This is a genomic window from Denitromonas halophila, assembly GCF_007625155.1.
In the GTDB taxonomy this organism is placed as follows: Bacteria; Pseudomonadota; Gammaproteobacteria; order Burkholderiales; family Rhodocyclaceae; genus Nitrogeniibacter; species Nitrogeniibacter halophilus.
This window is the reverse complement of sequence record NZ_VMNK01000003.1, coordinates 214,460-228,773: the sequence shown is the minus strand read 5'-3', so window position 1 is coordinate 228,773 and position 14,314 is coordinate 214,460. Positions and strand designations below refer to the sequence as shown.

Below are 14,314 nucleotides of genomic sequence, written 5' to 3'. Positions count from 1 at the left end.
AGAGTCCTATGAAAGCCAAGTTTCTTGTTCCCCTGTTTCTGTTCTTGCTGCTGGTGGGTTTCCTCGGATTCGGCCTGAGCCTGAATCCGCGGGAAGTCCCCTCACCGCTCATCGACAAACCCGCGCCGGATTTCACCCTCGCGCGTCTGGATAACCCCGAGCAAACCCTCGCGCTGGCCGACATGAAAGGCCAGGTGTGGTTGCTCAACGTGTGGGCTTCGTGGTGCGTCGCTTGCCGCCAGGAGCATCCGGTGCTGGTGGCGCTCGCCAAGCGCAAGGAAGTGCCTCTGGTCGGGCTCAACTACAAGGAAGTGCGCGGCGACGGCGGTATCGACATGCGCAAGGTGGCGGCCGAGAACGAATTGCCGATGGCCATCGAGCGCGCCCGTGGTTGGCTGCAGAGCCATGGCGACCCCTACGACGTGAGCATTCTCGACATCAATGGCCGTGTCGGCATCGACTTTGGCGTGTATGGCGTGCCCGAGACCTTCCTCATCGACAAGCAAGGCGTGATTCGCCACAAGCACATCGGCCCGATCACGCCCGATGCGCTGCGCGACACCATCCTGCCCAAAGTGGCCGCCCTCAAGGCGGAATCCTGATCATGCGACGTTTCCTTCTGGCCTGCGGGCTGTCTTTGTTCGCGCTCGTTGCGCACGCCAATACGGCCGAGCCCGTCGCACCGGACCAGGCGCTTGAAGAGCGCGTGATGGCCTTGTCGCACAAGCTGCGCTGTCTGGTCTGTCAGAACCAGTCCATCGCCGAGTCCGACGCGGACCTGGCAGTGGACTTGCGCGGTCAGGTGCGCGAACAGCTGAGCGCCGGAAAAAACGAAGACGAAATCGCCGACTACATGGTGGCCCGCTATGGCGACTTCGTGCTGTATGAACCGCCGATGCGTGGCAGCACGTTGCTGCTGTGGCTCGGCCCACTGGTACTGGCCGTGGTCGGCATTGGTGTGCTGATGCTGCGCCTGTCGCGCCGCAACAAAGAGAGCGCTCCGGTGCTGAACGAAGCGCAGCGCGCCAAAGCACGCGCCCTGCTTGAAAAAGATGACAACAACGGAACACAGGCATGACTAGCTTCATCGTATTTGCCGTACTGCTGGTGGTGGCGGCCCTGTTGATGGTGGTGGTGCCGCTGTTCCGCAACGCCTCTGGCGCCCAGCTTGACGACGACGCCAATGCATTGCAGACCAAAACGGCGCTGTCGGTCCTGCGCGAACAACTCGCCGAGCTCGACGCGGACGTCGCTGCAGGCGATATGTCGCAGTCCGACTATCAGCGCACCCGGGACGAACTCGAACGCCGCGCGCTGGAAGAGGGCGAGACCCGTTCGGGCACCTTGAGCGGGAAGCCGGCGCGGGGCTGGGGTATGGCGACGGCCTTGCTGATCCCCCTGCTTGCGGGCGTGATCTATCTCGATATCGGCAGCCTGGATGGGCTGGACCCGACCCAGGTCGGTGGTGAAGACACGCATCAGGTGACACAGGAGCAGGTCGAAGAGATGGTGGCCACGCTGGCCGAGCGCCTCAAGCAAGACCCGGAAAATGCCGAAGGCTGGTTCATGCTGGCCCGCTCGTATAGCGCCATGGGCCGTTTCGCCGATGCCGCCACCGCTTATGGCGAGCTGGCCAAGCGCATGCCGGATGAAGCGCAGGTCTATGCCGACTGGGCCGATGCGCTGGCCGCCGGCAACAACCGTTCGCTGGTGGGCGAGCCGTCGCGCCTGATCGACAAGGCCTTGTCGCTGGAGCCGGACAATATCAAGGCGCTGGCGCTGTCGGGCAGTGCGGCATTCCAGGCGTCCGATTTCGCCAAGGCCGCGGCACAGTGGGAGCGCATGCTCGCTCAGTTGCCCGCTGAAAGCGAGTTGGCGACCTCCATTCGTCAAGGCATCGCCGAGGCACGTCAAAAGGCCGGGATGGCGCCAGCAGCAGCGGCGCCTGCGGTCGCGCCGGGTGCCGGTATTTCGCTGGCCGGGACGGTGGCGTTGTCGCCGGCTCTGATCGAGAAGGCCAAGGCGGACGACGTGGTGTTCATCTATGTCCGGCCCGAGGGCGGTGGCATGCCGTTCGCGATCTTGCGCAAGACGGTGGCGGATCTGCCCGTGCAGTTTGATTTTGCCGGGGTGCCTTCCATGGCCGGGGATCGCCCGATTCCCGCCACGGTGGAAATCGGTGCCCGGGTCTCCAAGAGCGGCAATGCCGGGGCTCGCCCGGGCGATCTGGACAGCAGCGTGCTGGCGGTGCCGCCAGACGCCAGCGGGGTGAATCTTCTGATCGAGACCGAGCTGGCGCAATAATAAAAACCCGGGGTGACCCGGGTTTTTATTTAGTCGGCCACGACGGGCGCCGGACTGTCGACCCCCGCAAACCAGGTGCCCTGAATCGCTTCGTGCACCCGGTTGAAGCCCAGCTGCAACTCATCGACAAAGGCGTGCAGCCGGTCGGGCGAGTCGGCCAGATTGGCGGCGTCCTCGGTCGCCAGCATGCCGAGCAGTTCAGTGACACGCTGGCAGGCCAGCGTTGCCCTGGGCAGGGTATACAGCTTGCGATGAAGATTGTTCAGGCAGCGGTACAGGGCGCGCGGGAACTGCGGGTTGAGCAGGATGAAACGCACCACATCGGGGCCGCGCACCCGCAGGCGCACATGCTGACGGTACATCTGATAGGCCGACAGCGATTTGAGCACGCTCATCCACTGCAGGTTTTCGAAGGGGGTGAGGTCGTCCGGTGTGCGCGGCAGCAGATTGGCCGAGCGCACGTCGAGGATGCGGGTGATCATGTCGGCGCGTTCGAGGTAGCCGCCGACCGCGCAGAAGGTGCGTGCGGGGGTGTCGCTCAGACTGCCGTCGAGCATGCCGGTCAGTGATTGGCAGCCGCGGATGACCACGCGCAGGAAGTCGTCAAGACGGCGCAGATCGATGGTGCCGCTGAAGATCTCGCTGCATTCGAGGAACAGCCGGTTCACTTCTTCCCACACTTCGCGCGGCATGACTTCGCGTGTGGTGCGCAGGTTTTCCCGTGCGGCGGAGAGCGCGCCCAGGACGGAGCCCGAGTAGCGGCGGTCTGCGCACAGGAAGGCGAGCACATTGGCGGCGTCTCGCTCGGTGTAGTACTCGTCAAAGATATCGTCGGCGCCGCTGATCGAAATCAGCGATGACCAGCCGAGTGTGGCGGTGCCGGGGAAGTCGAGCATCAGGTGGCGACTGACCCGCACCAGGCGGGCGGTGTCTTCGGCGCGCTCCAGATAGCGCGCCATCCAGTAAAGGTTTTCGGCTACACGTGACAGCATGTTTTCAGCTCCCTTGTCCTTGTGTTTGTCCCTGTCCGGAGGTGTCGACGATCCAGGTGTCCTTGCTGCCGCCACCTTGCGAGGAGTTGACGACCAGCGAACCCTTGACCAAGGCGACGCGGGTCAGCCCGCCGGTGGTTACATAGGTGTCGGTGCCAGAGGACAGGATGAAGGGGCGCAGATCGACATGCCGCGGTTCGATGGCGCTGTCGGTGAGCGTCGGGGTGACGGACAGGCTCAGGGTGGGCTGGGCCATGTAGTTGCGTGGGTTGGCCTTGATCAGTTCGGCGAAATTGGCGCGTTCTTCGGCGGTTGCGTGTGGGCCAATGAGCATGCCGTAGCCGCCGGACTCGTTGGCCGGCTTGACCACCAGCTTGTCAAGGTTGGCCAGCACATAGTTTCGATCGTCCTCGCGCATGCACAGATAGCTCGGCACGTTCGGCAAGATGGGTTCGGCATCGAGGTAGTAGCGGATGATCTCCGGCACATAGGCATACACCACCTTGTCGTCGGCCACGCCGGCGCCGGGGGCATTGCACAGGGCGACCGTGCCCTTGCGCCATGCGCGCATGACGCCGGGCACGCCGAGGGTCGATTCGGGGTTGAAGGCCTCGGGGTCGATGAACAAGTCGTCGACCCGTCGGTAGATCACGTCTACATGCACCAGACCGTCGATGGTGCGCATATACACGCAGTCGTCGGAGCCCACGATGAGGTCGGAGCCTTCGACCAGATCAACGCCCATTTGCTGCGCCAGGAAGGCGTGCTCGTAGTAGGCCGAGTTGTAAATGCCGGGCGTGAGCACGACGATGTTCGGCTCGTTGATCTTGCGCGGCGACATCGCGGCGAGCATGTCGTGCAGCTGCGCCGGATAATCGTCAACGGGCAGGATGCGGCCGGTCTGGAACAGCTCGGGCATCACGCGCTTGCTGACGTTGCGATTCTCGAGCATGTAAGACACGCCGGATGGAATGCGCAGGTTGTCTTCGAGCACGTAGATGGTGCCGTCCTTGTCGCGTACCAGATCGGAGCCACAGATGTGCGCCCAGATGCCGCCCGGCGGGTGGATGCCGACACATTGCTGACGGAAGTTGACGGATTGCTCCAGCAGCTCGGCCGGGAACACGCCGTCCTTGATGATGCGCTGCTCGTTGTAGAGGTCGTCAATGAACAGGTTGAGCGCCTTCACGCGTTGCTTGAGGCCGGCCTCGACGTGTTCCCACTCGTGGCTGGGAATGATGCGCGGCACGATGTCGAACGGCCAGGCGCGGTCGATCATGTCGCCATCGGAGTACACGGTGAAGGTGATGCCCATGACCTGGATCGCCACTTCGGCGGCCGTTTTCAGATCGCGAACTTCCTTTGCGTCGATCGAGCTCAGGTAGTCGCAGACGGCCTGGGCGGCAGGACGGGGTTTGCCCGCACTGGCCAGAAGCTCGTCGTACAGGCCTTCGCAGGCGTAGTCATTCCAATTAATTTGCGGCATGGCTCCTCCGTGAGGACGGTGCATACCAAGACTGATGCATGCACTGGTTTGGGGCGTTTCCCTCGCCCGTCGTTTCCACGGCGGGCACTTCACTACTATACGCCTGCGCTCAGAACGCCCACAGGGCGCCATTTGAGCCTGTACTGACCGCACTTTCCGGGGCTGTTTCAGTCGCCGGGCGGCGCGCCGAGCTCAGGCGTGCTGGAGAACTTGCAAGAAGTGTTCCGGCGACAGAGCCCGGTGATAAAAATAACCTTGGGCCATGTCGCAGCCATAGTGGCGGAGCTGTTCTGCCTGGGCGGCGGACTCGACCCCCTCGGCCACGACTTGCAGATTCAGGTTGTGGCCGAGCTGCACAATGGTGCGGACGATGGTGTCGCTGTCCGGGTCGCAGTTCAGGTCGGCGATGAAGGCCCGGTCGATCTTCAGGTGGTTCACCGGGAAGCGCTTCAGATAGGCCAGGCTGGAGTAGCCCGTGCCAAAGTCGTCGATCGACAGCCCGACGCCGAGGCTGGCAATGCCGGCCAGGCTCTCGCGGGTGATGATGTTGTCTTCCATCAGCACCGATTCGGTGATCTCCAGAATCAGGTGCTCGGCGGGCAGTCCCGTCTCGGTCAGGATGGTGCGCACCATCTCGGTCAGTCCGGGGCGACGAAACTGCACGGCCGATAGATTGACTGCCACCGGAATGGGCCGGCCGCAGGCCTGCGCCCATTTGCACGCCTCGTGGCAGGCCGAGCGCAGCGCCAGCGCCCCCAATGCTTGAATGTGGCCGAATTTTTCGGCGACCGGAATGAAGGCGTCAGGGGCGATGCGCGTGCCGTCGGGCTCAATCCACCGCGCCAGCGCTTCGGCGCCGACCAGTGCACCGGTGGCCAGGTCGATCTGCGGCTGATACCACCACTGAATGTACCCGTTGCGCAAGGCGGTGCTCATCCGCGATTCCAGATCGAACTGGTCTTCGAGTTCGTGGTTCATGTCGGCGGAGAAGAAGCGGTAGTCGCCGCGGCCGGCGTTCTTGACCTGATAGAGCGCCACGTCGGCTTTTTGCAGCAGGGTTTCGACACTGTTGCCGTCGTCGGGGAACATGGCCACCCCCATCGACACCGAGATGCGCAGCGAGCGCCCGTCGAGGGTGACCGGTTCGTCCATTTCGCGTTGCAGCTTCTCGCACACATGCGCCGCGTCGGCCGCGCTGGCCAGTTCGGGCAGCAAGATCACGAATTCGTCGCCGCCCTGACGGCTGATGGTGTCGGTTTCACGCAGGTGCGGCATCATCCGGCCCGCAACGGCGATCAGCAGCAGATCGCCAATCGGGTGGCCGAGGGTGTCATTGACCGTCTTGAAATGGTCCAGATCCATAAACACGACCGCCACCCGGTTGCCCATGCGGCGGGCCCGACTCATGGCGCGATCGAGCCGGTCGGTCAGCAGGGTGCGGTTGGGCAGTCCGGTGAGGGTGTCGTGGGTCGCCATGTGGCGGATGTGTTCCTGGGCGACGCGCTGCTCGGTGATGTCCTGCATGGAGGCGATGAAGCGCAGGGGCACGCCCTGCTTGTCACGACGCACCACCTGGCCGCGTTCGCGCACCCAGACGGTGGTGTCGTCGGCACGCACCATGCGATGTTCGCTCTCAAAGTGCGGCGTATGGCCCGACAGATGCTGCTGCAACAGCGAGGAGACGCGTTTTCGGTCGGCCGGGTGAATGTGCGCTTCCCGGACCTGGGGGGCGTTTGCGCTGGCCTCAAGGCCGAGGATGGCTCGCCAGCCCGGCGCATAGAAGGCCTCGCCACTGCGAAGATCGAGATCCCAGACCCCTTGGCCGGCGTTGTCCAGCGCCAGATGCCAGCGTTGCTCGAACTCCGCGAGCGTGTCGCGCTGTTTGCGGTACTGACCCAGCGCCCACATCAGCCCGACCAGCGCGGCGGCCAGTAGGCAGAGGACCAGTACGCCGCTCCAGACCTGTTTTTTGTATCGCTCGTAAATGGTCGGCGTGAAGTCGATCAAATCGGTGCCGGCTGGGATCGTGGCGCGGCGGATCTGCCAGCGCTGAAGTTGCGGCCACCGGTAGCGCGCAGGCGCGGGCAGCAACTGCACCCCAGCTCCGGCGTCGTGGCCGTTCAACAGTTGCCGGATCAGGCTGGCCACCGTTTTGCCGGTCTGTGCGCCGGCCGAGACGCGCCCGCCCACGCAATCGCTTTGCAGCAGGATCGGTTCATAAATGCAGAACATCGGCACGTTAGCCGCGCGCGCAAGTTGCCGGCCGAAGGTGGCGGGAATGAGCCGCTGCGCCTTGCCGTCGCGGGAGGCGCGCAGGTAGATCAGGGCCGTGTCGCGGGGGGCGGTCGCCACCTCGGCGAACAGGGCATCGGCGTCCTGAACCGTGATGAAGCGCACGGTGACACGGCCGGCCAATGGCGCAAGTTGGGCGCGCGCCGCGTCGAGCGCCGCGACATCGCCGCGGCCCGTCCCGGCGATCACCCAAAGCGTGTGGGTGTTTGGCAGCATGGCGAGTGCATCGGCAGCGGTTTCGGCAATGGCCAGGGTTTGGCGCAGCGAGAATTGGCCGGTGTCGAGGGTGGCGGGGATATCGATGAAGTCGCTTTCGATCTGGATGACCGGGCCGTCGCTCAACCAGCGGCCATGCTCGCGCATGAACTGCTTGCTGGGCAAACCGCTCAGGATTACCGCATCAAAGGGCGGCCGCGCGTCGTGCTTGAGTTTGAGTGCCTGATTGATGAGTCTGGCGCGGGCCGGATCATAGTTGTCGATCATGTCCAGATAGATGTTTTCAAGCACGATGCCGGGCTGCTCGTCCGTCTCGGAAAACCCTGCGCGCAGCCCCTTTTCAAGCAGAATTTCGTAGGGGGTATCACGGTTGCCGAAAAAAACGCTCAGTACCCGAAGGCGCACGCCAGCGTCAGTTGCCGCGGCCGCGTCGGCCCGCGCTGCGCCATGGGGCAGCAAGAACAGGCAGGCCAGCAGCAGGCAGTATTGACGCATCCAGACCCTCGGGTGATGTGTCTTCGGCATGGCCCGTGGACAGGGCCGTGATCTGGGCTATGGTAGCCGCTTACCCGCGATGCGTGATAGACGCAAGGCGGGGCGGGGCGCTGAACCGGTGGTGTTTTGTGTCGTCGAACGCGATAGTGGCAAGTCGATTGCGCCAGGCAGTGGGACGAGGGAGTGGTTTGAATGAGCGATGCGCAAGCGCCTGAGCCGGCGCGGTTCGGCACGATTCTGGGGGTCGCCGCGGGCGAAGTGGCAGTCTATTCCTCGCACTATCCGTCGGCCGATCATGCCGAGTACCCCGACCGCCACAGTTATCGCAGCTATCTCGATGGCGAGTACATGGGCTACAAGTGGCAGTGCGTCGAGTTGGCCCGGCGTTGGCTGTATCTCAACAAGGGCTATGTGTTCGACGACGTGCCCATGGCCTATGACATCTTCCGGCTGCGCTCGGTGCGGGTGGTGAAGGACGATCGTCGCCTGCCGCTGCACACCTTCCACAACGGTGCCCGGCGCCACCCGGTGCCGCGCTGCGCGAACTGCGCCGGGCGACGAACGAGCTGCACGCCATGTTCATGCACGCGACCCAGGCGGTGCTGCATGACGACAGTCTGCTGGTGCACTTCAATATTCCGTCGGTGCTGTGGCCACGCCTGAAGGTGTCATGGGATCGTCGGCGCAGCCAGATGATCACCGGTCGCTTCGATTTTTCGGTGTCGGAGCGGGGCGTCAAAGTCTACGAATACAACGCCGATTCGGCATCCTGCCGTATGGAAACGGGCAAGGTGCAGGGGCGCTGGGCCGAACATTTTGGCTGCGATGACGGCGTGTGCCCGGGCGACGGGCTGTTCGACGGCTTGATCGAGGCCTGGCAGGAGAGCGGGGTGGATGATGTGCTGCACATCATGCACGACCGCGATATGGAGGAAACCTATCACGCCCGCTACATGAAGTCTGCCATCGAGGCCGCGGGCATTCCATGCAAGATGATCAAGGGCGTTGCCGGCCTGGGCTGGAACGCACAAGGGCAGGTGGTGGATGCCGACGGCCAGCCGATCCGCTGGGTGTGGAAAACCTGGGCGTGGGAAACTGCGCTGGATCAGTTGCGGGCCGAGTGCGATGAAGACGACGCGCGACGGCTGGCCGAGATCAATTCCGGCGAGGGCTCGCCGCAACCGCCGCGCCTGGTGGATGTGCTGCTGCGCCGCGACGTGGTGGTGTTCGAGCCGTTGTGGACGCTGATCCCCAGCAACAAGGCGATCCTGCCCATTTTGTGGTCAATGTTTCCGAAGCACCCGTATTCGCTCGACGCACGCTTCGCGCTGGATGCTGATTTTCCGGTCGAGGCGGGCTATGTGGTCAAGCCGATCGCCGGGCGCTGCGGTAGTAATATCAGCATTTTCGACGGCCAGGACGCCCTGGAAACTGAAACCGAGGGGCGCCTCGATCGGCAGGCGCAGGTTTATCAGGCCTTTTTCGGCCTGCCACATCTGGGGGGCTTGAATGTGCAGGTGTGCACCTTCTCGGTCGGCGGCGTCTATGGCGGCGCGTGTGTGCGGATCGATCCGTCGCTGGTGATCACCACCGACAGCGATCTGCTGCCGCTGCGGGTGGTGGAGGATGCATATCTGCTGCGGGCATGAGCCGAGTTGTCAGTGCTTCATGCCGGGCATGACGGCGGGGCGGATCGGGGTGACCGGGGCGCTGAGGGCATACTCGCTGCCGTCGGCGAATTGCAGGGTGAGCTGCACCTGGGTGCCGCCCTTGAGGGGTTGCTTCAGCCCGATCAGCATTACATGCTTGCCGCCCGGCGCCAGCGCGGCGCGGCTGCCGGCGGGGATGTCGACGCCGTCGATGCGGCGCATGCGCAGGATGTCGCCATCCTGGATGTGATCATGCAGCTCCACGGTGTTGGCCACCGCGCTGCGCGCGCCGGTCAGGCGGATCGGTGTGGTGGCGGTGTTGATGACCGTCAGAAACGCGGCCGTATTGGGCGCGGCCGGCGGCATCTGGCGGACATGCGCGTCTTCGATCGCCACGCTATCGGCCATGCCGGCAGCCGGGGCAAGGGCGGGCAGGCCGAGGGCCAGCAGTGCGGTGGCGAGGTGGAGCGGGGAGCAACGCATGGGGCAGGTCTCGTTGGGAGCGGGCGCGCGGGTTGCGCAAACGCGGCTATTTTAGCGGCTTGGCGAGCTCGGTGTCGTCGCTGTGCGCCGAGTCGAAGACAAAGGGCAGCAGATAACGGGTGCGTCCGTAGTCGACCTGCAGTATGGCCTGCCATTGCATGGCGCCGGTAATGCACACCGACAGCGCGGTCTTGCCTTCAAACCGGTTGTTGCCAACGGGCTGCAGCTGCGGCTGATTGGCTGCCATTTTCATGGTGGTGCCGTTCAGATCGACGGCCACGCGGTCAGGCGTCTTGCCGGTGAAGTCAGCCTTCAGATCGAGGTCTTCCATGACCGGGATCGGCTGCGGCCCGATGGCGAAGCGCACTGTCGCACCGGTGGGCAGCATTTGTGCGCATGCGCCGGCATTGAGGTCGCAGCTTGAGCGCGGCAATAACACCTCGGTGGGCGGCGCTGTCCACACTTGCCAGCCATAGAGGGCGGCTGCCAGTGCGGCAAGCACACCGCCGAGGGCGGTAAGTTTGGGCGTCAGGGAGCGCAAGGATTCGGTCATGAAAGGGGGGCGACGGGGGAGCCCTGATTAGTGCCGCGCCTTAGTTGGCGAGGGTTTCAAGCATAAGTGCGACACTTCGTCGCATAACTTGATTAACATCAACGTTAGGGAAACCTGATGCGCGCAACATGTGCGGCAAATTATCGCAGTGTACTTTTTTGCGACGATTGGCGTGTTTGTGCCCTTATCCGAGCTTTCTGTTCAGGGAGAGAACAATATGAAAACCCGTATCAAGCAGGCGGTTGGACTGGCGCTTGCGGCTGGCTTCGGTCTCGCAGCGACTTCTTCGGCATTTGCGGCCGAATCGCTGCAGGACGTCATGAAGCGCCGTGGGCTGTCCCAGCAAGACCTTATGGCTGCGGCCAAAACCTATGTGCCCACCGGCAAGCGCGATGAATTCCTCGCGTTCAGCTCGGGCGGTCAGTCTGGCCAGATCATTGTGTATGGCATTCCGTCCATGCGCATCCTCAAGTACATCGCCGTGTTTACGCCGGAACCGTGGCAGGGCTATGGCTTCGACGAGAACTCGAAGGCCGTGCTGCGTCAGGGCAACATCGATGGCAAGGAAATCAACTGGGGCGATACGCACCACCCGGCCATTTCCGAGACGCAAGGTCAGTACGACGGTCAGTTCCTGTTCATCAACGACAAGGCCAACCCACGCCTCGCCGTGATCGACCTGCGTGACTTCGAAACCAAGCAGATCGTGGTCAACCCGATCTTCAAGTCCGAGCACGGTGGCGCCTTCGTGACGCCGAATACCGAGTACGTGATCGAAGCCGCGCAATACGCCTCGCCGCTGGAAAACCAGAAGTTCGAGCCGCTCACGTCGTTCAACAGCAAGTACCGTGGTGGCGTGACCTACTGGAAGTTTGATCGTCACGAAGGCCGTCTGGTCCCGAACGAGTCCTTCTCGCTCGAACTGCCGCCGTATTCGCAGGATTTGTCCGACGCCGGTAAAGGCCCGTCGGAGGGCTGGTCCTTCACCAACTCCTTCTGCTCCGAGCGTTATGTGGGCGGTATCGAGAAGGGTCGTCCGCCGTATGAAGCCGGTTGTTCCGCCAAGGACACCGACTACATGCACGTGGTCAACTGGAAGAAGGCTGCCGAGCTGGTCAAAGCCGGCAAAGCCACCAAGATCAATGGCCACGACGTGCTGCCGATCGAAGTGGCCGTCAAGGAAGGCGTGCTCTTCCTGGTGCCCGAGCCCAAGTCCCCGCACGGTGTCGACGTGACGCCTGACGGCAAGTTCATCACCGTCTCCGGCAAGCTCGACACGCACGTGTCGGTGTACAGCTTCGAGAACATCATGGCCGCCATCAAGGCCGGCAAGTTCGAATCGAAAGATCCGTACGGCATCCCCGTGATCGCCATGAAGGATGCGCTGCACACCCAGGTCGAACTCGGCCTTGGCCCTCTGCACACCCAGTACGACGCCAAGAACTGCGTAGCCTACACCTCGCTGTATGTGGACTCGCAAGTTGCCAAGTGGAACTACTGCGAAGGCAAGGTGCTCGACAAGATCAGCGTGCACTACAACATCGGTCACCTGATGACCATGGAAGGCGACACGATGGCGCCGCAGGGCAAGTATCTGGTGGCCCTCAACAAGCTGTCGATCGACCGCTTCAACCCGGTAGGCCCGCTGCATCCGCAGAACCACCAGCTCATCGACATCAGCAACGACAAGATGCAGCTGCTGTACGACATGCCGCTGCCGCTGGGTGAGCCGCACTATGTGGTCGCCATCAAGGCCGACAAGCTGAAGCCTGCCGTGCGCTACAAGGTCGGCACCGATAGCCGCACCGACAAGCCGCACCCGGGTGCCGTTCGTGCCGGTCAGGAAAAGACCGTCCGCAATGGCAACAAGGTCGAAGTGTTCGGTACGCTGATCCGCTCGCACATCACGCCGGAAACCATCGAAGTCGAGAAGGGTGATGAAGTCACGATTCACCTGACCAACCTTGAGCGTGCGCAGGACGAGACCCACGGCTTCACCGTCTCGACCTTCAACGTGCATGCGTCGGTTGAGCCGGGCAAGACGGTTACCGTCAAGTTCAAGGCCGACAAGGAAGGTGTGTATCCGTACTACTGCACCGAGTTCTGCTCGGCGCTGCACCTCGAAATGCAGGGCTATCTCCTGGTCAAGCCGAAGGGCTGGAAGCCGGAGAAGGACGCCTCGCTGGCGGGTGCTGGCTATACGGAAGAGGACTACAAGAAGACGCTGAAGAAAGTGGCAGACACCCAGGTCGTCATCGACCAGGTTGTGGGCTACATCACCAGTGTTAACTACACCGACTTCCCGGACGTGGTTGCCATGATGGAAGACGCTGTCGATCAGCTCAACCGCACCAAGGAAGCCAAGGCCAAGCACGAAGATGCCGCTCGCGGCGCTGACTGGGACCAGGCTAACCTCTGGGCCGAGCAGGTGTGGCAGTACCAGGTGAAAGCCGCCGACCTCGGTCTGCGTGCCAAGACCTACCTTGAGCAAAATGGCGCCAAGAAGGTTGAGTAATTCTTGACCTGAACCAAAGCGGTACCGACCGGGGAGTGATATCTATTGCTCCCCGGTTTTTCATTTACGAGAGGGAATACCCATGAAGAAAGCAGTAGTATTCGCCGCATTGATCGGCCTGATGGCTACGCCGGCGCTGGCCGAAGATGGCGCCGCGCTTTACGCATCAAAGACCTGCGCCGCCTGTCATGGCGCCGACGGCAAGAAAACCCTGATGCCGAACTACCCGAAGATCGCTGGTCAGAATGCCGCTTATCTTGAAGCGCAGATGGCCGACATCAAGAGCGGCAAGCGCAACAACGGCCAGACGGCTGCGATGAAGGGTGTGATGCACCTGGTCGATGATGCACAGATCAAGGTGCTCGCCGACTACATCTCGAAAATGGCACCCTGAGCGATTCCGGCTGTTCGTGCCGCACCGTGCATTGGCCTTCGGGTCGATCCACGGTGTCTGTCTTTCAGGCGCATGCGGGCAGTTTTTGATGGGTATCAACGTACGCTTGCGAATGTTCGCGTACTTTAGCGATTACTAATTCTCCTCGGAGGGATGAGAGTCATGAAACAGTTTTTGATTGCAGCGTCGCTGGCCGTATTTGCCGTCGGCGCAGTGCAGGCGGCCGGCGGCCCCGCACCGAAGAAAACCGGTATTGAAGGCGAAGGCTATGTCTGGAACGCCGAGGGTGGCGAAAAGAACGAAGCGCTGACCCTCAAGGGCGATCTCAAGAAAGGCAAGGAAGTCTACGAAATCTGTGGCGCCTGCCACCTGCCCTCGGGCGCGGGCCGTCCGGACGGCACCTTCCCGCAGCTGGCGGGTCAGCACTCGACCGTGCTGATCAAGCAGATGGCCGACATCCGCGCCGGCCTGCGTGACAACCCGACCATGTATCCGTTTGCCGCAACCATGACCGACGCGCAGGACCTGGCCGACGTCTCCGCCTACATTGAAAGCCTGTGCGTGCCGGTCGATCATGGCAAATACGACGAAGCCGACAAGATGCTGCAGATCGCCAAGGGCCGCACCCTGTACAAGAAAGAGTGTCAGGAATGCCATGGCGACAACGGCGAGGGCGTGAAGGACAAGTTCTACCCGGTGATCGCCGGTCAGCACTATGCCTACCTGCTGCGTCAGATGACCGAAATTCGCGACGGTCACCGCCGCAATGCCAACCCGGACATGGTGAAAATCATCTCCAAGTATTCGGACAAGGATCTGGTGGCGATTTCGGCTTACCAGTCCAGCCTGAAGATGCCGGGCAGCATGTGTAAGTAATGCATCATTCCCGACATCGCGACCGGTGGTTGCGGTGTCGGGGTTCAGCGCGACATGAA

The 14,314-nt window shown here is 62.7% G+C and carries 13 protein-coding genes; 8 read left to right on the top strand and 5 right to left on the bottom strand.

The genetic code is table 11. The features are described 5' to 3' along the window. The first annotated feature begins 8 nt into the window (after nt 1–8). From FHP91_RS03155 to ccmI, 3 genes are read left to right on the top strand one after another with little or no spacing between them, the layout of a single operon-like run. Nucleotides 9–602 carry a DsbE family thiol:disulfide interchange protein gene (locus FHP91_RS03155; protein WP_144308207.1) on the top strand — a complete coding sequence of 198 codons (594 nt, stop codon included), beginning with the start codon at nt 9–11 and terminating at the stop codon, nt 600–602. Between the two features lie 2 nt (nt 603–604). Then, nucleotides 605–1,078 (top strand): cytochrome c-type biogenesis protein, encoded by a 474-nt coding sequence (locus FHP91_RS03150; protein WP_144308206.1) that lies wholly within the window; start codon nt 605–607, stop codon nt 1,076–1,078. Beyond that, entirely contained in the window at nt 1,075–2,304 is a 1,230-nt protein-coding gene (gene ccmI, locus FHP91_RS03145) for a c-type cytochrome biogenesis protein CcmI (RefSeq protein WP_144308205.1), read from the top strand. Before FHP91_RS03150 ends, ccmI begins: the two co-directional genes overlap by 4 nt. Nucleotides 2,305–2,333: 29 nt before the next feature. On the opposite strand, the gene FHP91_RS03140 is transcribed toward ccmI, so the two are convergent. The 3 genes from FHP91_RS03140 to FHP91_RS03130 form a co-directional block, all read right to left on the bottom strand. Beyond that, entirely contained in the window at nt 2,334–3,296 is a 963-nt protein-coding gene (locus FHP91_RS03140; RefSeq protein WP_144308204.1) for an alpha-E domain-containing protein, read from the bottom strand. Nucleotides 3,297–3,300: 4 nt separating this feature from the next. Then, nucleotides 3,301–4,782 carry a circularly permuted type 2 ATP-grasp protein gene (locus FHP91_RS03135; RefSeq protein ID WP_144308203.1) on the bottom strand — a complete coding sequence of 494 codons (1,482 nt, stop codon included), beginning with the start codon at nt 4,780–4,782 and terminating at the stop codon, nt 3,301–3,303. A 192-nt stretch (nt 4,783–4,974) separates the two neighbouring features. After that, nucleotides 4,975–7,785, bottom strand: a complete 2,811-nt coding sequence (locus FHP91_RS03130) for a putative bifunctional diguanylate cyclase/phosphodiesterase (RefSeq protein ID WP_186301428.1) — start codon at nt 7,783–7,785, stop codon at nt 4,975–4,977. Nucleotides 7,786–7,977: 192 nt separating this feature from the next. Here FHP91_RS03130 and FHP91_RS21255 point away from each other — a divergent pair, with 192 nt between their 5' ends. Beyond that, nucleotides 7,978–8,448 carry a hypothetical protein gene (locus FHP91_RS21255; protein WP_222105094.1) on the top strand — a complete coding sequence of 157 codons (471 nt, stop codon included), beginning with the start codon at nt 7,978–7,980 and terminating at the stop codon, nt 8,446–8,448. Further along, complete coding sequence (locus FHP91_RS03125; protein ID WP_222105093.1) at nt 8,361–9,434, top strand: glutathionylspermidine synthase family protein; 1,074 nt, start codon at nt 8,361–8,363, stop codon at nt 9,432–9,434. Before FHP91_RS21255 ends, FHP91_RS03125 begins: the two co-directional genes overlap by 88 nt. A 9-nt stretch (nt 9,435–9,443) precedes the next feature. Here FHP91_RS03125 and FHP91_RS03120 read toward each other — a convergent pair whose 3' ends face one another. Both FHP91_RS03120 and FHP91_RS03115 read right to left on the bottom strand, forming a co-directional pair. After that, entirely contained in the window at nt 9,444–9,917 is a 474-nt protein-coding gene (locus FHP91_RS03120) for a copper chaperone PCu(A)C (RefSeq protein ID WP_144308201.1), read from the bottom strand. 46 nt (nt 9,918–9,963) lie between these two features. Further along, a complete protein-coding gene (locus FHP91_RS03115) occupies nt 9,964–10,470 on the bottom strand; it encodes a hypothetical protein (protein WP_144308200.1) in 507 nt (168 codons plus the stop codon). A gap of 217 nt (nt 10,471–10,687) precedes the next feature. Here FHP91_RS03115 and nosZ point away from each other — a divergent pair, with 217 nt between their 5' ends. From nosZ to FHP91_RS03100, 3 genes are all read left to right on the top strand, one after another. Next, complete coding sequence (gene nosZ / locus FHP91_RS03110) at nt 10,688–12,985, top strand: Sec-dependent nitrous-oxide reductase (protein WP_144308199.1); 2,298 nt, start codon at nt 10,688–10,690, stop codon at nt 12,983–12,985. 82 nt (nt 12,986–13,067) lie between these two features. Further along, entirely contained in the window at nt 13,068–13,379 is a 312-nt protein-coding gene (locus FHP91_RS03105) for a c-type cytochrome (RefSeq protein ID WP_144176351.1), read from the top strand. A 162-nt stretch (nt 13,380–13,541) separates the two neighbouring features. After that, nucleotides 13,542–14,255 carry a c-type cytochrome gene (locus tag FHP91_RS03100; RefSeq protein ID WP_144308198.1) on the top strand — a complete coding sequence of 238 codons (714 nt, stop codon included), beginning with the start codon at nt 13,542–13,544 and terminating at the stop codon, nt 14,253–14,255. The last annotated feature ends 59 nt before the right edge of the window (nt 14,256–14,314 follow it).